Source organism: Amycolatopsis sp. NPDC104775 (assembly GCF_055583325.1).
On sequence record NZ_JBVJOE010000001.1, the window covers coordinates 687,234 to 707,602 of the forward strand.

Genomic DNA, 20,369 nt, shown 5'->3' on the forward strand with positions numbered 1-20,369 from the left:
GTCGCGGCTCAGTTGAGTGCGTCGCGGCTCTGATCGGCCAGCGCGCCGAGCCCGATGCACAACGCACCCGCGATGAACAGCAGCGAAACACCCCAGGTCGCGTGCGTCGCGGACGCTTCCACGATCGCCAGCGCCGCCAGCGGCGCGAGCCCGCCGGACACCGCTCCCCCGACCTCGCGGCCGGTGCCGAGGCCGGTCGAGCGGACTTCGGCCGGGAACTGCTTGGCCAGGAACGCCCCCTGCGCCGAAAGCATCGCGGGAACGACAATGCCGGTCGCGAAAACCAGGCCGAGCCAGATGTACCAGCTGACGCCGGTGTCGAGCAGCCAGAAGAACGGGAACGCCAGCAGCCCGGTCGCCACCGCACCGGCGACTACGACCTTCTTCGCGCCGATCCGGTCGCTGATCCAGCCGGCGACCGGAACCGTCACGATCGCCATCCCGCTCGCGATGCTGATCCCCAGCGCGCCGATATTCGCCGGTACCCCGCGGAAATTCGTCAGGTAGGCGAGCGAGAACGTCTTGAACACGTAGCTGACGCCGTTGTAGCCGATCGTGATCACCATGACCACCGCCAGCGCGCGCCAGTCGCTGCGAAACAGCTTGACCAGCGGCCGGTTCGCCCAGCCGCGCGGCCGGTTTTTCCTGCTGCGCACCAGGTTTTCGAACTCCGGGGTCTCCGGCACCCGGCGGCGCACCCACAGCCCGACGCCGACGAGCAGGAAGCTGGCCAGGAACGGGATCCGCCAGCCGAAGCCGTGCAGGAATTCTTTGTCCAAAGTGGTCAGTCCGGCGACGGCGAGCGAGGAGACGAGCAACCCGACGTTCACGCCGAGCGCGGGCCACGAACCCTGCCGCCCGCGTTTGCGCGGATCGGCGTGCTCGTACGCGACCGCGATCGCGCCGCCGAATTCCGCACCGGCGCCGAGCCCTTGCAGCAACCGAAGCACCACCAGCAGCACCGGCGCGAGAAGCCCAGCGCTCGCGTAACTGGGCAGCAGCCCGATCCCGGCCGAGGAAACGCCCATCAGCACGAAGGTCCAGGACAGCACCTTCTTCCGGCCGACCCGGTCGCCGAGCGCGCCGAACACGATGCCGCCGACCGGACGGGCCAGGAAGCCGACCGCGAAGGTCGCGACCGAGGCCATGGTCGCCGCGGCGTCGTCGCCGGGCGGGAAGAACACGTGGCCGAACACCAGCGCGGCCATCGACGCGTAGAGGTAGAAGTCAAACCATTCGAGCGCGGAGCCGACGACCACCGCGACCCCGACTCCGCGTGGGGCTTTCCGGGTCGTTCCGACGCTGTCGTCCACAACACTGGGCATGGTCCTGCTCTCCGGAACTGGGGCACGGGCGAGCGGAAGCCAGCCGGCGCGCGCCATTGCGTGCGTATTTGGGAACGCATGATGCGTATATCCGGATGCTAAGAGACCGCGAACACACCGGTCAAGGGTCGCGACTAATTCGGGCTCAGCCCTGGCGCGCGGCTTCCCAGCGCTTGACGACCGCCGCGGTGATGCCCGCCAGCGCCTCGCCGATCTCGGGAAGGCGTCCGGAAATCCGCGTGGTCGGGCCCGCGACGGCGATCGCCGCGACGACCTCTCCGTCGACCAGGATCGGCCGCGCGGCCGCGCTCACGTCGGGCAGCGTTTCGCCGCGGTTGAGTGCGACGCCCTCAGCGCGGACGGTGTCGAGTTCCGCCATCGCGGCCCGCACGTGCTCGGCGTCCGGAAGCACCGATTTCAGGTATGCCTCGCGCCGCCGCGCCGACCAGTACGCGAGGAAGATCTTGCCCGCGCTCGGCGGATACAGCGGCCGCCGGGTGCGCAACGGCGCGGAGTAGCGGATCGGCTGCTCGGACTCGACCGCGTCCACGTAGATCAGCGAATCCCCGACCGCCGCGCCGAGCATCACCGTCTCGCCGAACCGGCGGCGCAGTTCCTCCAGCGCGGGCCGGGCCGCCGTCGCGATGCCGGGCAGGCCGCCGGTGAGCAGGTTCCCCAGCGCGGGGCCGAGCCGGTACGCGCCGTCGGCCTCGACCAGATATCCGGTCGACACCAGGCCCTTGACCAGGCCGAACACCGAGGATTTCGGGGCGTCGAGGGCGACCGCCAGCTCGTGCAGCCGCATCCCGGGCTGCCGCGCGACGCATTCGAGGATGCTGGTGACGCGGCCGACCGTCCGGTGCGCCTTGGCCGTCGACTCGGTCACCGCTGCCTCCCCGCGTTCGTACATACGAACCCTATCGCGACATCGGCCCGGGACGGCGCTTGACCCAAGCCGCGCGCCGTCTTACGTTGGTCGTATATCCGAACTTAGCGTTCTCATATACGCACAATGGAGAGCAGCACTGTGGACTTCCAGCTGAGCCAAGACCAGGAGGACATCCGGCGCGCCGTGCGCGAGCTGGCCGCCCGGTTCCCCGACGAGTACTGGGCCGAACGGGACGAGCGCGCCGAGTTTCCCCGCGAGTTCTACGACGCGTTCGCCTCGGCGGGCTGGCTCGGCATGGCGATCCCGGAGGAGTACGGGGGCGGCGGGCTCGGCATCCTCGAAGCCGCGCTGCTGCTGGAGGAAGTGGCCGCGTCCGGGGCCGGGATGAACGGGTGCAGCACGATGCACCTGACGATCTTCGGGCTGAACACGATCGTCAAGCACGGCAGCGAGGAAATGCGCCGGGAGATCCTGCCCGGCGCGGTCGACGGTTCGCTGCACGTCTGCTTCGGCGTGACCGAACCGGACGCGGGCACCGACACCACGCGCATCTCCACGTTCGCCCGGCGCGACGGCGATTCCTACGTCGTGCACGGCCGGAAGGTCTGGATCACCAAGGCGGGCCAGTCGCAGAAGATGGTGCTGATCGCCCGCACCACGCCGCGCGACGAGGTGGAGAAGCCGACCGACGGCATGTCGCTGTTCGTCGTGGACATCGAGTCCGACGCGGTGCAGCTGCGCGCCATCCCCAAACTCGGCCGCAACGCGGTGTCTTCGTACGAAGTGCTGATCGACGGCCTGCGGGTGCCCGAATCGGCGCGGGTCGGCGAGGAGGGCAAGGGCTTCCGGTACCTGCTCGACGGGCTCAACCCGGAACGCATCCTGCTCGCGCACGAGGCGCTCGGCATCGGCCGGGCGGCGCTGCGCCGCGCGGTCCGCTACGCCGGGGAACGGCAGGTGTTCGGCCGTCCGATCGGGCAGAACCAGGGCTTGGCGTTCCCGCTGGCCGAGGCCGCGACCCGGCTCGACGCGGCGGAGCTGATGGCCCGCAACGCCGCCTGGCGCTACGACCGGGGCCTGTCCTGCGGCAAGGAGGCGAACATGGCGAAATGGCTGTGCGCGGACGCCGGTTTCCAGGCCGCCGACCAGGCGATCCAGACTCACGGCGGAATGGGCTACGCGCGGGAGTACCACGTGGAGCGCTACTTCCGGGAGGCACGGCTGCTGCGGCTCGCGCCGATCAGCCAGGAAATGGTGCTGAACTACGTGTCCCAGCACGTGCTCGGGCTGCCGAGGTCGTACTGATGGGCGCGCTCGACGGGCTGCGGGTGCTGGACCTTTCGCGGGTGCTGGCCGGGCCGTACTGCACGCAGATGCTGGCCGACCACGGAGCCGAGGTGATCAAGGTCGAATCGCCCGCCGGGGACGAGACGCGGGGCTGGGGCCCGCCGTTTCGCGAAGACGGGACCAGCGCGTACTACGCGAACCTCAACCGCGGCAAGAAGAACATCGTGCTCGATCTGTCCGGTCCGGACGGTCGCGAACTGCTCGGCACGCTGCTCGCCGGCGCGGACGTGGTGGTGGAGAACTTCAAGGCGGGCACGCTCGCGCGCTGGGGCTGGCCGGACGAGACGATCCGCGCGGAGCATCCGGCGCTGATCCATTGCCGCATCACGGGTTTCGGCACGGACGGGCCGCTCGGCGGGCTGCCCGGCTACGACGCGGTGCTGCAGGCGTACGGCGGGCTGATGAGCGTGAACGGCGAAGCCGACGGGCCGCCGCTGCGGATCGGGGTGCCGGTGGTCGACGTGGTGACCGGGGTGCTCGGGTTTTCCGGGATCCTGCTGGCCTTGCACGAACGGGCCCGGTCCGGGCTCGGGCAGCTGGTCGATTGTTCGTTGCTGGACACGGTGATCAGCTTGCTGCATCCGCATTCCGCGGCGTGGCTGGCCGACGGGGCGGTGCCGCGGCGGACTGGTTCGGCGCATCCGTCGATCGCGCCGTACGAGACTTTTTCGACGGAGGACGGGCTTTTCTTTGTCGGAGCGGGGAATGACCGGCAGTTCGCCGCGCTGGTCGACGTGCTCGGCGCGCCGGGGCTGGCTTCCGATCCTCGGTTCGCTTCGAACGCCGACCGGGTTGCCAATGTCGGCGCGCTGCGGGCGGAGTTGAGTGTTCTGATCGGACAGTACAACCGGGACGCTTTGGCTGAATTGCTGCTGGCCAAGGGGGTTCCGGCGTCTCCGGTGCACGACATCGCGGAGGCGATGAACGCTCCGCAGGTGCGGCACCGGGAAATGGTTGTCGAACGGGACGGGTATCGCGGGGTCGGGGTGCCGGTGAAGCTCGGCCGGACGCCCGGCTGTGCCGCCGAATCGCCGCGGCAGCCGGGGGCGGATACGCGGGAAGTGCTTGCCGCGGCGGGGCTTTCGCCAGAGGAGGTCGATGCCGCGCTCGAAAGCGGAGCCGCGCGCATCGACCTCCCGCGAACCTAGGCCGTCACCGCCAGGGCCGGACCGGCGTGCCCCGCCACCGGGTGCGCGCCGGGAGGGTCTCCCCCGCCATCACCAGCGACCCCGACCCCACCGTCGCGCCGTCGGCAACCCCGCTACCCGGCAGCTGGAACGCACGCGGCCCGAGGGTCGCGCCGGAGCCGAGGCGGACCGGGTCGAGCCGCATGACTCGGTCGTGGAACAGGTGGGTCTGCAGCACGCAGCCGCGGTTGACCACGGCGCCGTCGCCGAGGTGGACGAGGTCCGTTTCCGGCAGCCAGTAGCTCTCGCACCAGACGCCGCGGCCGATGCGGGCGCCGAGGGTGCGCAGCCACCAGTTCAGCACCGGCGTGCCGAGGAAGGATCCGGCGAACCACGGGACCGCGAGCGTCTCGACGAAGGTGTCGTACAGCTCGTTGCGCCACACGAACGCGCTCCACAATGGATGCCGTCCCGGCCGGAACCGGCCGACCAACGTCCATTTCGCCAGCGTCGTCAGCAGCGCGGCGACGAGACCGGCGGCGAGGAAGACCGCGGGCGCGAGGACGGCGGCGACCCAGAAGCCGTCCGCGACGTCCACCCCGGCCAGCACGGTGCTCACGGCGAGCCCGAGCAGGCCCGCGATCAGCAGCGGCGCGATCCGGCAGGACTCGACCAGCGCGCGGGCCAGCTTCAACCGGCGTGGGGGCGCGAAAGTGCGGGCGGGATCAACGGTGTCGGCTGTCCGGCGCAGTTCCAGCGCGGGACGGCCGAGCCAGGACGTGCCGTCGGGGACGTTCGCGGGGGTGTCGGACAGGACGCCGACGAGCGCCTCCGAGCCGAGTGTGCGGTCCGGGCCGACGATCGCGGAGTTGCCGACGAACGCCCGCTCCCCGACCTCCGAGACGCCCAGCCGGACCCAGCCGCGGTCGATTTCGTACGGTGCGGCGAGGACGTCGTCGGCGAGGAACGCACCGTCCCGCACCCGCAGCAGCGACGGCAGACTGAGCACAGTGGACAGTTCGACGCCACGGCCGACGCGCGCGCCCAGCAGGCGCATCCAGACCGGAGTCGCGAGCGCGGCGTAGAGCGGGAACAGCTGCCGCCGGGCGATTTCCAGCAGCTCGTGCACGAACCACGCCGCCCAGCCCGCCCGGCTCAGCACCGGATGGACACCCGGCCGCACGGCCCGGCCAGCCAGCCGCACCAGCAGGACGATCGTCAGGGCGTACAAGACAATTCCGGCGAAAACGAGCAACGGCGTCCACGGCAGGATCGCCAGCGCGGCAGTGCGCGGATCGTCCGCCGCCGGGACCAGCAGCAGCGCGACCGCGATCAGCGGGAGCGCGGAGACGAACAGGAACACCGAGCGCACCGTCCCGCCCAGCGCGAACGCCAGCGAGTACCGCTTCGCTCGCGGTGCCGCCGCGGCCGGCCGCGACGGACGCTCGCCCGAAGGCCCGGCCGGGGAGCCGCCCCAGACCGCGTTGTCCGGCACCCGGGTGTCGAGCGTCGAGCCGGGCAGCAGCACCGATCCAGCCCCGAGATCCGTGCCCGGCAGCAGCGTGCTGCGACCGCCGACCCGAGCACCGGCACCGATGTGAACGCGGCCGATCCGCAGCACTGGACCGTCCAGCCACCACCCGGCCAGATCCGTTTCGGGCTCGATCGCGCATCCGTCGCCGAAATGCGCGAGACCGCTGATCGGCGGCGGAGAGTGCAGATCGACACCCCGGCCGACGCGATTGCCGAGCAACCGGGCATACGGCGCGGCGAGCGGGGTGCCCGCCACTCCGGGCGGGCCGATGACGGCGGCGAACCGTTCCGCCGTCCACAGTCGCATGTGGACGATGCCGCCGCGGCGGTACTCCCCTGGCGCGAGGTTTCCGCGCAGCAGCCGCACCCCGCCCGCGGCGAGCAGCATCCGGCCCGGCGGGCTCAGCAGCACCAGCCACGCGGGCACGAGGATCCACCACGACATCCGCGGCAGCCACTGCAACGGCAGCACCAGGGAAACCAGCGAGCCGAGCAGCGACACCGAAAGCAGCCACCGCGTTCCCGACAGGACCAGCAAAACCAGCTGCACCCCGGCCTGCCACCATCCGCTGCCGCGCGCCGCGGCGGCCCGCGGCTCGTCCGCCGCGACCGGTTCGACCGGCGTTCCGGCGAGGCGTTCGTGCAGTTCGCGCGGCGTCGGGCAGGAGTACACATCGGCCACTGCCGCGGTCGGATACCGTTCGCGCAGCACGGAAACGAGCCTCGCGGCGGTCACGCTCGATCCGCCGAGGTCGAAGAAGTCGTCGTCCGGCCCGACCGCGGTGCCGAGGTGGTCGCTCCACGCCCGCACCAGCCACGCCAGCTTCGGATCGGACGGCAGCACCGGCGCGGCGGCCGGTTCCTCCAGCGGCCACGGCAACGCGTCGCGGTCGAGCTTGCCCGACGCGCGCACCGGCAGCTCCGGCACCAACGCCAGGCGGGGCACCAACGCGGCGGGAAGCCGGTCCCGCAGGCGGCTGCGCGCGGCTGCGCGGTCGAGGTCGTCGCCTTCCGGCACCACGTAGCCGACCAGCACTTGCGCGCCGCTGTCCGTGCGCCGCACCACCGTCGCGGCCGCGGCGACCCCGGGCAAAGCGCGCAGCGCCGCGTCGATCTCGCCCAGCTCGACGCGCCGTCCGCCGATTTTGACCTGGCCGTCCGCGCGGCCGACGAACTCCAGCCCGTCGGGCACCGCGCGCACCAGATCGCCGCTGCGGTACCCGCGGCTCCAGCCGAGCCCCGGCAGCGGCACGAACTTCTGCGCGTCCTTCGCCGCGTCGAGGTAGCGGGCGAGCCCGGCCCCGCCGATCACCAGCTCGCCGCTGCGGCCCCACGGCACCGGAATGCCCGCCGGGTCCTCCGGATCGACGACCGCGAGTTCCCAGCCGTCGAGCGGCAGCCCGATCCGCACCGGTTCGCCCGCGCGCAACCGCTGCGCACACGCGACGACAGTGGTTTCCGTCGGGCCGTAGGTGTTCCAGATTTCCCGGCGGCCGTCGTCGAAGCGCGTCACGACCTCCGGCGGGCAGGCCTCGCCGCCGAGAATGAGCAGGCGGACGCTGGCCAGAGTGTCCACTGGCCACAGCGCGGCGAGCGTCGGCACCGTCGACACGACCGTGACGCCGCGCTCGACCAGCCACGGCCCGAGGTCGGCTCCCGCCCGGACGAGCGAGCGCGGCGCCGGGACCAGGCACGCGCCGTGCCGCCACGCCAGCCACATTTCCTCGCACGAGGCGTCGAACGCGACACTCAGCCCGGCCAGCACCCGGTCTCCCGGGCCGAGCGGGCGCGCGGTGCAGAACAACCGGGCCTCGGCGTCCACAAAGGCCGCTGCCGCGCGATGCGTGACGGCGACGCCCTTGGGCTTGCCGGTGGAGCCCGAGGTGAAAATGATCCAGGCGTCGTCCTGCGGCTGCGGGCGGACTCGCGGCCAGTGCGGTCCGTGCGCCGGCGGCAATCCCGCGTCGTCGAGGACCAGGCTCACCTGAGCTTCCGCCCACACTGTCTCGGCGCGGTCGGCCGGATCGTCGGCGTCGACGGGGACGTAGGCGGCTCCGGTGGACAGGACGGCGAGAATGCCGCGGTACAGCGCGGCGGTGCCGGAAGTCATCCGGATGCCGACGCGGTCGCCCGGCTTGACCCCGGCGGCGCGGAGGCGTCCGGCGAGTTCTTCGACCTGCGCGGCGAAATCGCGATACGTCGCCCGCTCGGTTCCGTTGTCCAGAGCGAGCGCGTCCGGGTGCTCGCGCACTGTTTCGGCGAAAATGTCGTAAAGCGTGCGCACGGCGGGCGCCGGGCCTGACCGGTAAACCGCCGCCGCCTCTTCGGCGAGCCTCTCGGGCGCGGCTGTGCGCGCCCGATCCGCGTCCAGCGTCACAGGAAACCTCTTTCCAGGAGAACAGGAGTCACGAAACCGGCTGGACACCACTCAACAATGGGCGGTGTGAGGCCGGGTTGAAAACAGCAGTGTCGTTTCAAGCACTGGAATCGGAACAAGAACAGATATCGGGCAATCCCCCAGTCGCGGCTGTGCGGCTCGTCACGCGAGTCCGGACATTAGCGGAAGCAGTGCCGCCGCTGTCACTCGGGAGAGTTAATTTCGGAATTCGTTCTCAACAGGTTCACAGGATCGTTGTGCTTCTCCCGTTCACCGCACGCACGGCACCCCGCCTCCGGACAATTCGTCGGCGGGGGAAACCGGGTCGGCCGGCACCGGGTCCACCTCGCCGGCCTGTTCCCGGAAATCAGTGCCGAGCACCAGTTTCAGCTCCCCCGCGGCCAGCGCGCCGTCGTAGCTCACGGCGTACCCGCCGCCGAGCGCGGCCACGAGTTTCGCCGCGGCCGCGGAATCCCCGCGCCCGTACCGGACCACAGTGCGGTGCGCATGCCGCGCACTGGACGTGTGCCCGGCGCGGTATCCCCGCGACGGGAGCGTTTTCAGCACCCGGGCGGCCGCGCCCTCGCGGCCGCTCGCGTTCACCACGTCCACCGCGGGCCCGGCCGTCGCGGCGGGCGGCGGCGGGACCGTCCGGCCGAGCAGCCGCGCCGCGGCGGCGCGGATTTTCACCGGATCGACAATGGCGACGTCTTCGCCCCGGGCGTCCTTTTCGAACCGTTCGACCGGAAGCGACGCCAACGTCAGATCCCCGCCCGCGAACGATTCCGCCTGCCGTGCCAGCGCGTTGAGGTCGAGCCCGGAATCGATCGCGACATTCTCTCTCGCGACCGAAACCAGCTGGCCGAGTTTCCCCGGATCGCCGAACACGCTGCCCTCTTTCAGCTGATGCGCGAGCGAAACGAGAAACGCCTGCTGCCGCCGTTCCCGGTCCAGGTCGGTGAACTCGTGCTGGGTGTCCCGGCGCTGCCGCACGAACGCGAGCGCCTGAGCCGCGGAAATCCGCTGCTTCCCGGCCGGGAAATCCGCTCCCGAGTAACTGTCGCGCGTGCTGCCGGACAAACACACCGTGATCGGCTGCACGACCTGGGCGAGCTGGAAGAACGCGACGAGGGTGACTTCGACGAAATGGTCCACCGCGACCCCGCCGAGGAATTGCCGCACCGTCGCGACTTCCGCCGCGCGGCCGGCGTCCCGTGCCCGCTGCTCGCGTACCGTCTTCTCGGTGACTCCTTGCGCGGCAAGACGTTTGGACTCGGCGGCGTAGGCGTATCCGTACGCGTCCCTGATCTTGCCCTGGCACACCCCGTCCGGACAGCCGGCGAGGTCGGTGTAGTCGTCGCGCGGGATCGAGATGACCGTCGGATGTCCCCCGTCGGCCGGAACGTGCAGCAGCATCAGGACGTCGGCGTGGTATCCGCCGACGTTCTGGTCTCCCGCGTGCAGCTGCTCGTACAGCTCGGCGGGCAGCGGATCGCCCCGCTCGTCGAGCCGCGAATCGAGGCCGAGGACGAGGATGTTCGTGTCGCCGCCCGGCCGGGCCCGCCCGTCGAGCGCGGCCGACGTCGTGACCCCGGACAGCAGCGCGCGCAGCTCGGCCCACCCGTAGGCGGCCCCGCCCAGCAGGACGGCGACCAGCGCGACCACGCCGATCCGCTCGGCCCAGTGCCCGTTCGCGCGCTCCATCGCTCACCGCTCCTCCCCTCCGGCGCCCCCGGTCTACTCCGGGGTTCCTGTGAGAGCGATGAGAGAGACGTCCGGCGAGGCAGCCCGCCGAGGTCGGACGCGCAGGCGCGGGCGAGAGTCACACTTTGGAGGGTCAGCGGTGCCGTTCGCGAAGATCGCCGGGCCGGACGCCGGCCAGCAGCACCACGACGGCGAGCAGGACGATGCCCGCGCTGATCCGCAGCCCCAGCGACAGGCTCCCGGTCGCGGATTCGATGAACCCGAGCAGCGACGGCGAAGCGGCGGCGGCGAACGAGCCCATCGACGTCACGACCGCGATCCCGGTGGCCGCGGCCCGGTCGGTCAGGTAGATCGACGGGATCGAATAGAACACCGTCAGTCCCGAGTAGTGCGCGGCCGCCATCACCGCGAGCAGCAGGATGACCACCACGACGTTGCCGCCGGACACCGAGAGCGCCAGCATCGCGAACGCCGCCACGATCCAGCTCGCCGCCGCGTGCCAGCGCCGCTCCAGCGTGCGGTCGGAATGCCGGCCGACCAGCAGCATCACCACGATGCCGAGCAGCGGCGGGATGGCCGAGAAGAAGCCGAGGTTCAGCACGTTGCCGACCCCGGCGTTGGCGATGATCCGCGGCGTCCAGTACGAGACGGCGTTCGCCAGGGTGTACGCGCCGCACGCGCAGAGCCCGAGAATCCAGACCTTCGGGTCGCGCAGGGCGAGCAGGAGCCCGCTGTGTTTCCCCGTCGCCGGGCCCTTGTCCCGCAGGTCCGCGTCGAGGTCGGCGCGCACCGCCGCTTTCTGTTCCGGGGTGAGCCACTTCGCCCGCTCCGGGCTGTCGGTGACGAACAGCAGCACGAGCCCGGCCAGCAGGATCGGCGGGATCCCTTCGATCAGGAAGAGCCATTGCCAGTCCGCGAGCCCGCCGGCGCCGCCGAGCGAGTGCATGATCCACCCGGACATCACCGAACCGAGCGCGCCGGACACCGGGATGCCGATGAAGAACACGGCCGTCATCCGCGTCCGCCGCGACGACGGGAACCACAACGACAGCAGATACAGCGCGCCGGGGAAGAACCCCGCTTCGGCGACGCCGAGCAGGAATCGTGCGACGTAGAACATGATTTCGTTGTGCACGAACATGGTCACCACGGTCATCACGCCCCAGGTGGCCATGATGCGGGCGAGGGTCTTGCGCGCGCCAATGCGGGCGAGCAGCGCGTTGCTCGGGACTTCGAAGAGGATGAAGCCGACGAAGAACAGCGTGACGCCGAGCCCATACACCGCGGGCCCGAAACCGAGGTCCCGTTTGAGGCCCTGCTGCGCGATCCCGATGTTGGTGCGGTCGATGTAGCTCACGACGTAACACAGCACCAGCAGCGGCATGACGCGCCGGGCGATCGTGCGATAGGTCGCTTCGCGGTCGACGGCGGCGGTTGCCGGAGCGCCGGTGACAGCGGATGGTTCGGCCACGGCTGAGACTCCTTCGTCCGGATCGGGCGAGTGGCAGTCTCCGCATCGAGTGTTGAGTTTGTCAACACCGGACCGGTAACGGCTACGATGTCCGGCCATGGCCGAACGCGCAGACGGACACGAACTGGTCCCCATCTCCGGACTGCTGTCCTACCGGCTCTCGCGCACGTCGTCGGCGATGTCGCGCAGCGCCGCGGTGCGCTATCGGCGGGACTTCGACGTCAGCCTCGGCGAATGGCGCGCGATCGCGCTCATCGCGGCCGACCCGACGCTCACGCTCAACCGGCTCGCCCGCCGCGCCGGACTGGACAAAGCGCAGATGAGCCGGGTGGTCAGCCGGCTGACCGACCGCGGGCTGGTCAACCGCACGGCCGGGTCCGGGCGCACGTCGCAGCTGGCGCTGACCGCTGAGGGCACCCGGGTGTACCGCGGCCTGATCACCGCCGCCAACGAGCGCGACGCGGACTTCCTCGCCGCCCTCACCGCCGAAGAGGCCCGGGTGCTGGACCGCGCGCTGGACAAGCTGGCCGAGCGCGCGCTGGCCGTCGAGGAGAGCGAGCGGGACCGCCCGGCCGCCGAGTAGTGTTGACTTTATCAACACCATCGCGTACTTCTGGACCCACCGACGAGGAGGTGGGCCCAGGATGTCCGACGCCGTCACGCTCTGCGAGTGCTTCGCCCGCGACGGGCTGCAGCACGAGCCGGAGCCCGTGCCGACCGCGACGAAGATCGCGCTGCTGAACTCCTTCGCGCGCACCGGTTTCCGCCGGATCGAGGCGACCAGCTACAGCCACCCCGCGCGGGTGCCCGGGTTCTCCGACGCTTCCGAAGTGCTCGCCGGGATCGACCGGCGACCAGGTGTCTCGTACAAAGCGACCTGCCCGAATCCGCGCGCCGTCGAACGCGCGCTCGCTGACCTCGACGCCGGGCACGGCGCCGAGGAATTGAGTCTGCTGGTGTCGGCCACCGAGGCGCACACCGAACGGAACTTGCGCACCACGCGCGCCGGGCAGTGGGAGCGCGTGACCGAAATGGTCAAGCTCGCTGGCGGGCGGTTTCGCCTGGTCGGGGTGGTGTCCGTGGCGTTCGGCTGTCCGTTCGAAGGCAAGGTCGATCCCGGCCGGGTGGCCGAGGACGTCGCGCGTTTCGCCGATCTCGGCGCGAGCCTGGTGACCCTCGGCGACACCACGGGCGTCGCGACTCCGGGCTCGGTGCGCGCGCTGTACACCCGGCTGTCGCGCGAAAACCCGGGCCTGCCACTGGTCGCGCACCTGCACAACACGCGCGGAACCGGGATCGCGAACGCTGTCGCGGCGTTGGAAGCCGGGTGCCGCCATTTCGATTCCGCGATGGGCGGCGTCGGCGGGCATCCGACGAAGATCGGCTACGGGGCCGGGCTCACCGGCAATGTGTGCACAGAGGACCTGGCCAGCCTGTTCGCCGCGATGGGCGTCGACACCGGCCTCGATCTCGACCAGCTCGCCGCGGCGTCCGCGGCCTGCGAGGAAGCGCTCGGCCGCCCGCTGCACAGCATGGTCGCCCGCGCCGGCTTCGCGTCCGCCTGACCTTTTTTGGGGAGAAACCTGTGCTGCTGACCGAAAATCACGACGCCGTCCGCGTCCTCACGCTCAACCGGCCGGACAAACTCAATGCGCTCGATACTGCGCTCACTCGCGCTCTCGATGCTGCATTGGACGAAGCCGGACGGGACCCCAGCGTCCGCGCCGTCGTCCTGACCGGAGCTGGCCGCGGCTTTTGCGCCGGGGCCGATCTGAACGAATTCTCGTCGCTCACCCCTAGCCAGCCGGAAGCTGTTCTCGAACGCGCCGCGCTCACTGCCCGGCTGCAGACGCGCATGCAGCAGCTGCCGGTCCCGGTGGTCAGCGCGGTGCGCGGGGCGGCCGTCGGCGGCGGGGCGGGGCTGGCGATCGGAGCGGACCTCGTCGTCGCCGGGTCGGATCTGAAATTCGGCTATCCCGAGCTGAAGCATTCGATCGTTCCCGCGCTGGTGATGACCGGGCTGGTCCGGCATCTGGGCCGCAAGCTGGCGTTCGAGCTGGTCAGCACCGGTCGGCTGCTCACCGCCGCGGAGGCCTCGTCGTACGGGCTGGTGAACCAGGTCGTCGAACCTTCCGAGATCGTGCCCGCCGCGCTCGCCGTCGCGCAGCGCTGGGCCTCGGTCGAGCCCCGGGCGCTCGCCGCCGCCAAGGACCTCTTCTACCGCGTCGCGGACCTGCCGACAGACGCCGCGATGCGCGCCGGACAGGACGTCAACGCCCTGATGCGCGGGTTCCGGTCATGACCGGCCCGCTCGCCGGGACGACGGTGCTGGACCTCTCCCGGGTCCTCGCCGCGCCGCTGGCCACGCAGATCCTCGCCGAACTCGGCGCGACCGTGCTCAAGGTCGAACGCCCCGGCTCCGGCGACGAAACCCGCGGCTTCGAGCCTCGGCTGCCGCACGGCGAAAGCGCGTACTTCTTCGCCTTCAACCGCGGCAAACGATCGCTCACTGTGGACTTGAAGGACCCGCGCGGCCGGGATGTCGTCCGGAAACTGGCCGCCCGCGCCGACGTCGTCGTGGAGAACTTCCTGCCCGGCACGCTCGACCGGCTCGGCCTCGGCTACGCCGAGCTGTCCGCGGCCAATCCCGGCCTCGTGCTGGTGTCCGCGACCGGTTTCGGCCAGACCGGGCCGGACGCGCACCGCAAGGGCTACGACACGGTGTTCCAGGCCTTGTCCGGCGTCATGGCGATGACCGGCGATCCCGCTGGCCCGCCCGCGAAAACCGGGGTGCCGGTGGCGGACCTGACGTCCGGGCTGTGGGTGGTGATCGCCGCGCTGGCCGGCCTCGCCGGGCGGGCGTCCGACGGCCGCGGCCGGCACCTCGACGTGGCGATGATGGACGTCCAGCTCAGCCTGCACGCCCTGAACGCGGCGCGGCTGTTCGCGCTCGGCGAGGACCCGGTCCGCACCGGGACCGAGCATCCGGGTCGGGTGCCGTCGGCGGCGTTCCAGGCCGGGGACGGCGAATGGCTGCACATCAGCGGCAGCGACCAGCATTGGGAACCGCTGTGCGGTGTGCTCGGACTGTCCACTTTGGCCGCTGATCCTTCGCTGCGGCACAACGCGGGCCGCGTCGAACATCGCGCGCGGGTCATGAAGGCGCTGCGCGGCGCGATCGCCCAGCACGACCGGGATCAGCTGGTCAAAGAACTGCAGGCGGCCGATGTCCCAGCCGGTGCGGTGCGTTCGGTCCGCGAGGCGCTCGCCGATCCGCACGCCGTCGCGCGGGGCGTCGTCGGCGAGTTCACGCATCCTGTCGAAGGGGTGTTCCCGGCGCTGCGCACGCCATTGCGCGAGACTTCCGGAGAAGCGCCAACGCCGGGAACACCGCCGGTGCTCGGCGCGGACACGGACGCCGTGCTGTGCGACTTCGCGGGACTGTCCGACAGCGAGATCGAGGGCCTGCGGGCCGCGGGAGTGCTCTGATGAACGAACGCGTGACGCTGGACGTCACCGACGGAATCGCCCGCGTCGAACTGGCCCGCCCGGCCGCGCGCAACGCCGTGGATCTCGCGATGTGCCACGCGCTGAAAGACGCCTTCGACGCCGTTGATATCTCAGACGCGCGGGTTGTGCTGCTCAGCGGCGCGGGCCCGGTCTTCTGCGCCGGTGCCGATCTGAAGGAACGGACCGGCAAGGACGCCGCCTGGGTCCGCCGTCGCCGCGTGGCGTCCTTCGCGGCCTACGCGGCGATCGAGGCCTGCCGGTGCCCTGTTGTCGCGCTGGTGCACGGCACCGTCGTCGGCTCCGGCGGAGAAATCGCTCTCGCCGCCGACTTCGCGCTCGCCGCCGAGGGCACGGTTTTCCGTTTCCCTGAACCGCATTGGGGCACCGTCGGCGCGACCCAGCGGCTTCAACGAGCCATCGGCAAACGCCGGGCCAAGGAACTGTTGTTCACCAACACGCCCTTGTCCGCCGCCGAAGCCGCCTCGCTCGGCTTGGTCAACCGCGTCGTCCCCGACCTGGCCGTGGCGGGAACCGAGGTGGCCGCCGCCATCGCCGCCGCCCCGCCCGGTGCGATCGCCCTGACCAAACGCGCCGTGGATCTGGGTTCGGAAACCGACCTCGACCGCGGCATCCGGATCGAAATGTCCGCCATCGACCAAAATCTCGCCGACGGCAGCTGGCGCGACGGCGTCGCCCGGTTCACTGGAGAGACGCGATGACCGACCTGCGCACCGCCTGCCCGCTCACCGTCCAGGACGCCCTCGCCCGGGCCGCGCTCCTGGCCCCCGACGTCGAAGTCGTCGTCACCGCCGACGCCCGGATCACCTACCGGGAACTGGCCGCGGAAGTCGCCCGAGTACGCGGTGCCCTGGCTGCTTCCGGGATCGGCCGGGGCTCCCGCGTCGGGCTCTGCCTGGGCAACACTCCCGAGTGGGTCACGCTTTTCCTGGCTCTGGGTTCGCTCGGCGCGCTCGTCGTCCCCGTGAACACCCGGTTCACGGCCGACGAGGTGCACTACACCTTGTCGCACGCCGGAGTCAGCACTCTTTTCGCCGCCGAGCGCGTCCTGAACGTCGACTTCCCTCGCCTGTTCGCCGACGCGGGCATCGAACCCGGCTGCGCTTCCCTTCCGCTGCTGGAACGAATCATCATCCTGGGCCAAACCAGCTGGACCGATTTCCTCGCCGCCAGTTCTCCCGCGGAACCCGTCGCCACGCCGGACGATCTCCTTCTCGTGCAATACACCTCCGGCACGACCTCGCGCCCCAAAGGCGTCCTCCTGACCCACCGCAGCATGTGCGCCGACGCTTTCTTTTCCGGCACCCGCCTGGGTTTGCGCCCCGGCGACCGGTTCCACTCGGCACGCCCGTTCTTCCACGTCGCCGGAAGCACCCTGTCGGTGCTGTCGTCCCTGCAGCACGCCACCACCTTGGTGACAATGCCGAAATTCGAGCCAGCGGAAGCGTTGCGGCTGCTGGAAGCCGAGCGGTGCACGCACTTCTCCGGCAACGACACCATCGCCCTGCTCCTGCTCAACCACCCCGACCGCCCGCACCGCCGCCTTTCTCTGCGCGGTGCCTGGGTCGCCGCGTCCCCGACCGTCGTGCGCCGGGTGATCGACGAACTCGGCGCACGCGAATGCGTCGCCGGATACGGGCTTTCCGAGGCCTCGCCCAACGTCGCCCAATCCGCCTGGTGGGAACCGGAAGACGTCCGCGCCTCCGGTGCGATGGCCCCCGAACCAGGCGTGGAAATCCGCATCCGCGCCCTGGACGGCACCCGCGACTGCGCCCCCGGCGAACCCGGCTCAGTACTGGTCCGCGGCTGGAATGTCATGCAAGGCTATCTGGACGACCCCGTGCGCACCGCCGAAACCATCGATGCCGACGGCTGGCTGTCCACCGGGGACGTCGGCCTGCTCGACGACTCCGGCCGGTTCCATTTCACCGGCCGCACCAAAGAAATCATCCGGGTGGGCGGGGAAAACGTGGCCCCCGCGGATGTCGAGGACGTGCTGCACCGTCATCCCGCCGTGCGCCAGGCCGCCGTCGTCGGGGTGCCCGACGAGCGTCTGATCGAAGTGCCGTTCGCTTTCGTCGTCCTGACATCGCCCGGTGTTTCGGAAGAGGATTTGCTTTTGTGGGCCAAAGAACGCTTGGCAGGCTTCAAAGTCCCGCGATACCTGCGCATTGTGGACGGTTTCGAATCGATCGGCATGACCGCCAGTGCGAAGGTGCAGAAGAACCATCTGGCTCGCCATGCCCGGGCTTTGCTGGAGAACTCATGACCCGGTTGCGTACCCCCGTCACCGATTCGCTGGGCCTGGACCTGCCGATCATCCAAGCTGGGATGTCGTGGGCGTCGTCGTCCTCGGCTTTGCCGCTGGCGGTTTCGAACGCCGGAGGACTGGGCGTCGTCGCCGCCGGTCCGATGCGCCTGCCCGACCTGGCGCGGGTACTGGACGAAATGATCGCCGGAACCGACCGTCCGTGGGCCGTGAACCTGCCTCTCTACCGGCCCGGTGCCGACGAGGTGATCGACCTCCTCCTCTCCCGCCGCCCGCCGGTGCTGATCGCCTCCCAAGGCGGCCCGCGGCGATACCTGGACCGGTTCCATGCCGTCGGGACCCGGTGCCTGCACGTGGTCGCCGGGGTTTCGCACGCCTTGAAGGCTGCCACCGCCGGTGTGGACGGGTTAGTGGTAGTAGGTGCCGAAGCGGGCGGACATCCGCCGCCCGGGATGGTCACCACGCAGGTCTTGGTGCGGGCCGTGGTTTCCGCGGTCCCCTCGGTCCCGGTAATCGCCTCCGGCGGGATCGCCGACGGCGCCGGGTTGGCCGCGATGCTGGCCTTGGGCGCCGGAGCGGCCCAATTCGGGACCCGGTTCCTGGCGAGTTCCGAGGCTACTGTGCATCCGTCCTATCAGGAGGCAGTGCTTGCCGCCGGAGTGGACGATACGCGGACGGTGGGTCATGGGCTGGGGGTGATTCGAGCGCTGTCGAACGATTTCACCGCGCGGATGGCGGAACTGGAGGCTTCCGGGGCGGAGGAGGCGTTGCGGCGGAAGGTTTTTCTCGCTTCGTCGTTGAAGGATGCAGCGCTGCATGGTGATGTCGTTTCGGGAAAGGTGGAGGCTGGTCAGTCGGCAGGGTTGATCACGGAGGTGCTCCCGGCTGCGGAGATCGTCGCCCGGATTACGGCGGAATACGCAGCCGTGACTCTGCCTCAGCTTGAGGGTTTGTGATTGCTCCGTTCAGCGCAATTCTGGCGGTGATCGAATTCCGATAGGATGCGCAGGTGAGTCAACCGTCCGCGTGGCACCAGATCGAGGAGATCACCCAATGGACCGGCGGCATCCGCCCTGGCCGGGACTGGAGCACCGTCGAACAGGACATCGGCACCGTGCTCCCGGACGATTACAAAGAACTCTTTTCCCGTTTCCCGTCGGGAGCCTTCTGCGACGCGATCGTCGTCACCAACCCGATCGATGCGCGCTCGGACTACCCGCGTTTCATCCGGGAGGAAGTCTTCGGAACCCTGGAAATCCTGGCCGATGACGAGTTGGAATACCTGGCGGACACGGGCTACCTGCCCTTCCCGGGCCAAAACGGGCTCCTGCCCTGGGGCGGAGACGGACAAGGCGGCATGTTCTGCTGGGTCACCGGAGCAGCGGACCCGAATCGATGGCGGGTCGCCTACTACAGCCAAGGCGCGGGCGAGTGGCGCGACCACCGAGGGCCGATGACTGACGTCATCCGGGAAACCTTGACGTCCACCGGCGCGGACAACATCTTCGGTTGGCCGCGCGAAGATCTGCCGCGCGTCTTCCGGGTCCCGTCCACTCATCTGGGAAACGGTCGATGGCTTGCCCACTCCGAGTATCGGTGACTTCTGGAAAGAAGCCGTGAACCACGTGCGAAGACACTCGATCGACGACCTCGCCAAGCCTCTGGCTGGACCGGCGGCATCCGGTTCCCCTCAGGCTTCTTCCGCAACGCCGTGAACTTCCACAATCCCCTCGACGCTCACCCCGGCGGAATGGTCGAGGTCGGCTGGGAAGTCCCCGCTCACGCACGCGGCGACAACATCCTCCGCATGGACCTCGATCACGAGGAGCCGATCTTTCGCGTCCCTTCCCACCTACGCAGGCGAACCGCGGCTGGATCCCGCCCGAGGATACCGCTAGCCCCAGCTGTCCGGCTGTCGCCCGTCCACATCCGTCACCCCGTACTCCCTCGCCAGCTCCGCCGAACTCACCGACCGCTGATTCCACCGATCCCGCAACGGGTCCGCCGCCATCGCCGCCACCCCGCGGCCCACATACCGCGGCGACTCCGACTCCGCGAATCCCTCCGGAGCACCCGCTGCCAAAGCCGATCGCCAGTTCTCCTCGGTCACCCCGTAAGCGTCGAGCATCATCTCCGACCGCAGCCACCCCGGCGTGACCGCCACGGCCGTGCCACCGTAAGCAGCAAGCTCGTGCCCCTGCGAGAAAGCCAGCCGATTCACCGAAGCCTTGGCCAGGTCGTAAAACACCGAAATCCGATACCGCGACGCATTATGCGCCGCAGTCCCGTCGGTCACCTCGACCACCAGCCCGCCCGGTTCGCGGATCACCAGCGGCAGCAGGAAATGCGACGTGACCAGATGCGTCTCGACCCCAAGCCGGAGAATCCGCAACCCCGCGTCGAGGTCGTGCTCCCACACCGGCGTGTTCCAGTCCGCCGGACCGCCCTTGAGCCGCTCGGCGCCCCAGATGTCGTTTACCAGCACATGAAGCCGCACGTACTCGGACTGGACGAAAGACGCCAGCCGCCGGACGTCGTCGTGGTCCAAGTGATCGGCGACGAACGGGATCCCCACCCCGCCCAGCTGAGAAACCAGCGCAGCGGTCTCTTCGACTGTTTCCGGCCGGTCGTAATCAGAGCGTCTAAGCCCAGCACGACTACTGCGGCCAGTGCAGATCACCGTCGCCCCGGCCTCGCCGAGCGCGGCGGCGATTCCCCGGCCCGCGCCCCGGGCCGCCCCCGCGACGAGGGCGACCCGGTCGTGCAGATCAGGCGGCATCGCGCCAGTGTGGCACCGGC

Annotated in this window: 17 protein-coding genes; 10 read left to right on the forward strand and 7 right to left on the reverse strand. The window is 70.2% G+C overall.

Going from position 1 to position 20,369, the window contains the following annotated elements; all coding sequences use genetic code 11:
- Positions 1 to 8 precede the first annotated feature (8 nt).
- Both ACZ63D_RS02840 and ACZ63D_RS02845 read right to left on the reverse strand, forming a co-directional pair.
- Positions 9 to 1,325 carry an MFS transporter gene (locus ACZ63D_RS02840; protein WP_465352581.1) on the reverse strand — a complete coding sequence of 439 codons (1,317 nt, stop codon included), beginning with the start codon at positions 1,323 to 1,325 and terminating at the stop codon, positions 9 to 11.
- 145 nt (positions 1,326 to 1,470) lie between these two features.
- Positions 1,471 to 2,211 carry an IclR family transcriptional regulator gene (locus tag ACZ63D_RS02845; protein ID WP_465352582.1) on the reverse strand — a complete coding sequence of 247 codons (741 nt, stop codon included), beginning with the start codon at positions 2,209 to 2,211 and terminating at the stop codon, positions 1,471 to 1,473.
- A gap of 126 nt (positions 2,212 to 2,337) precedes the next feature.
- Between ACZ63D_RS02845 and ACZ63D_RS02850 the strand changes: the two genes are divergently transcribed.
- Complete coding sequence (locus tag ACZ63D_RS02850) at positions 2,338 to 3,519, forward strand: acyl-CoA dehydrogenase family protein (RefSeq protein ID WP_465352583.1); 1,182 nt, start codon at positions 2,338 to 2,340, stop codon at positions 3,517 to 3,519.
- Positions 3,519 to 4,709 carry a CaiB/BaiF CoA transferase family protein gene (locus ACZ63D_RS02855; RefSeq protein WP_465352584.1) on the forward strand — a complete coding sequence of 397 codons (1,191 nt, stop codon included), beginning with the start codon at positions 3,519 to 3,521 and terminating at the stop codon, positions 4,707 to 4,709. The genes ACZ63D_RS02850 and ACZ63D_RS02855 overlap by 1 nt, the downstream gene beginning before the upstream one ends.
- Positions 4,710 to 4,713: 4 nt before the next feature.
- Here the strand turns inward: ACZ63D_RS02855 and ACZ63D_RS02860 are convergent, their stop codons facing one another.
- From ACZ63D_RS02860 to ACZ63D_RS02870, 3 genes are all read right to left on the reverse strand, one after another.
- Complete coding sequence (locus tag ACZ63D_RS02860) at positions 4,714 to 8,598, reverse strand: Pls/PosA family non-ribosomal peptide synthetase (RefSeq protein WP_465352585.1); 3,885 nt, start codon at positions 8,596 to 8,598, stop codon at positions 4,714 to 4,716.
- 270 nt (positions 8,599 to 8,868) lie between these two features.
- On the reverse strand, positions 8,869 to 10,302 hold the full coding sequence (locus tag ACZ63D_RS02865) for an LCP family protein (protein ID WP_465352586.1): 1,434 nt from the start codon (positions 10,300 to 10,302) through the stop codon (positions 8,869 to 8,871).
- Between the two features lie 133 nt (positions 10,303 to 10,435).
- Positions 10,436 to 11,773, reverse strand: coding sequence for an MFS transporter (locus ACZ63D_RS02870; protein WP_465352587.1), 1,338 nt, complete (start codon positions 11,771 to 11,773; stop codon positions 10,436 to 10,438).
- Positions 11,774 to 11,870: 97 nt separating this feature from the next.
- On the opposite strand from ACZ63D_RS02870, the gene ACZ63D_RS02875 reads away from it, so the two are divergent.
- The 8 genes from ACZ63D_RS02875 to ACZ63D_RS02910 all read left to right on the forward strand — a co-directional run bounded on the left by ACZ63D_RS02875 (position 11,871) and on the right by ACZ63D_RS02910 (position 19,170).
- On the forward strand, positions 11,871 to 12,356 hold the full coding sequence (locus tag ACZ63D_RS02875; protein WP_465352588.1) for a MarR family winged helix-turn-helix transcriptional regulator: 486 nt from the start codon (positions 11,871 to 11,873) through the stop codon (positions 12,354 to 12,356).
- Between the two features lie 61 nt (positions 12,357 to 12,417).
- On the forward strand, positions 12,418 to 13,338 hold the full coding sequence (locus ACZ63D_RS02880) for a hydroxymethylglutaryl-CoA lyase (RefSeq protein ID WP_465352589.1): 921 nt from the start codon (positions 12,418 to 12,420) through the stop codon (positions 13,336 to 13,338).
- A 20-nt stretch (positions 13,339 to 13,358) separates the two neighbouring features.
- Complete coding sequence (locus ACZ63D_RS02885; RefSeq protein ID WP_465352590.1) at positions 13,359 to 14,075, forward strand: enoyl-CoA hydratase/isomerase family protein; 717 nt, start codon at positions 13,359 to 13,361, stop codon at positions 14,073 to 14,075.
- A complete protein-coding gene (locus tag ACZ63D_RS02890; RefSeq protein ID WP_465352591.1) occupies positions 14,072 to 15,262 on the forward strand; it encodes a CaiB/BaiF CoA transferase family protein in 1,191 nt (396 codons plus the stop codon). Before ACZ63D_RS02885 ends, ACZ63D_RS02890 begins: the two co-directional genes overlap by 4 nt.
- Positions 15,262 to 16,002, forward strand: coding sequence for an enoyl-CoA hydratase/isomerase family protein (locus tag ACZ63D_RS02895; protein WP_465352592.1), 741 nt, complete (start codon positions 15,262 to 15,264; stop codon positions 16,000 to 16,002). The genes ACZ63D_RS02890 and ACZ63D_RS02895 overlap by 1 nt, the downstream gene beginning before the upstream one ends.
- Entirely contained in the window at positions 15,999 to 17,570 is a 1,572-nt protein-coding gene (locus ACZ63D_RS02900) for an AMP-binding protein (protein WP_465352593.1), read from the forward strand. The genes ACZ63D_RS02895 and ACZ63D_RS02900 overlap by 4 nt, the downstream gene beginning before the upstream one ends.
- On the forward strand, positions 17,567 to 18,526 hold the full coding sequence (locus tag ACZ63D_RS02905; RefSeq protein ID WP_465352594.1) for an NAD(P)H-dependent flavin oxidoreductase: 960 nt from the start codon (positions 17,567 to 17,569) through the stop codon (positions 18,524 to 18,526). The genes ACZ63D_RS02900 and ACZ63D_RS02905 overlap by 4 nt, the downstream gene beginning before the upstream one ends.
- 53 nt (positions 18,527 to 18,579) lie before the next feature.
- Entirely contained in the window at positions 18,580 to 19,170 is a 591-nt protein-coding gene (locus tag ACZ63D_RS02910; protein WP_465352595.1) for an SMI1/KNR4 family protein, read from the forward strand.
- A gap of 90 nt (positions 19,171 to 19,260) precedes the next feature.
- On the opposite strand, the gene ACZ63D_RS02915 is transcribed toward ACZ63D_RS02910, so the two are convergent.
- Together ACZ63D_RS02915 and ACZ63D_RS02920 are read right to left on the reverse strand one after the other, a co-directional pair.
- The gene (locus ACZ63D_RS02915) at positions 19,261 to 19,392 is read right to left on the reverse strand and encodes a hypothetical protein (RefSeq protein WP_465352596.1); all 132 of its coding nucleotides are present in this window, start codon (positions 19,390 to 19,392) and stop codon (positions 19,261 to 19,263) included.
- A gap of 72 nt (positions 19,393 to 19,464) precedes the next feature.
- The gene (locus ACZ63D_RS02920) at positions 19,465 to 20,349 is read right to left on the reverse strand and encodes an SDR family oxidoreductase (protein WP_465352597.1); all 885 of its coding nucleotides are present in this window, start codon (positions 20,347 to 20,349) and stop codon (positions 19,465 to 19,467) included.
- Between the last annotated feature and the right edge of the window lie 20 nt (positions 20,350 to 20,369).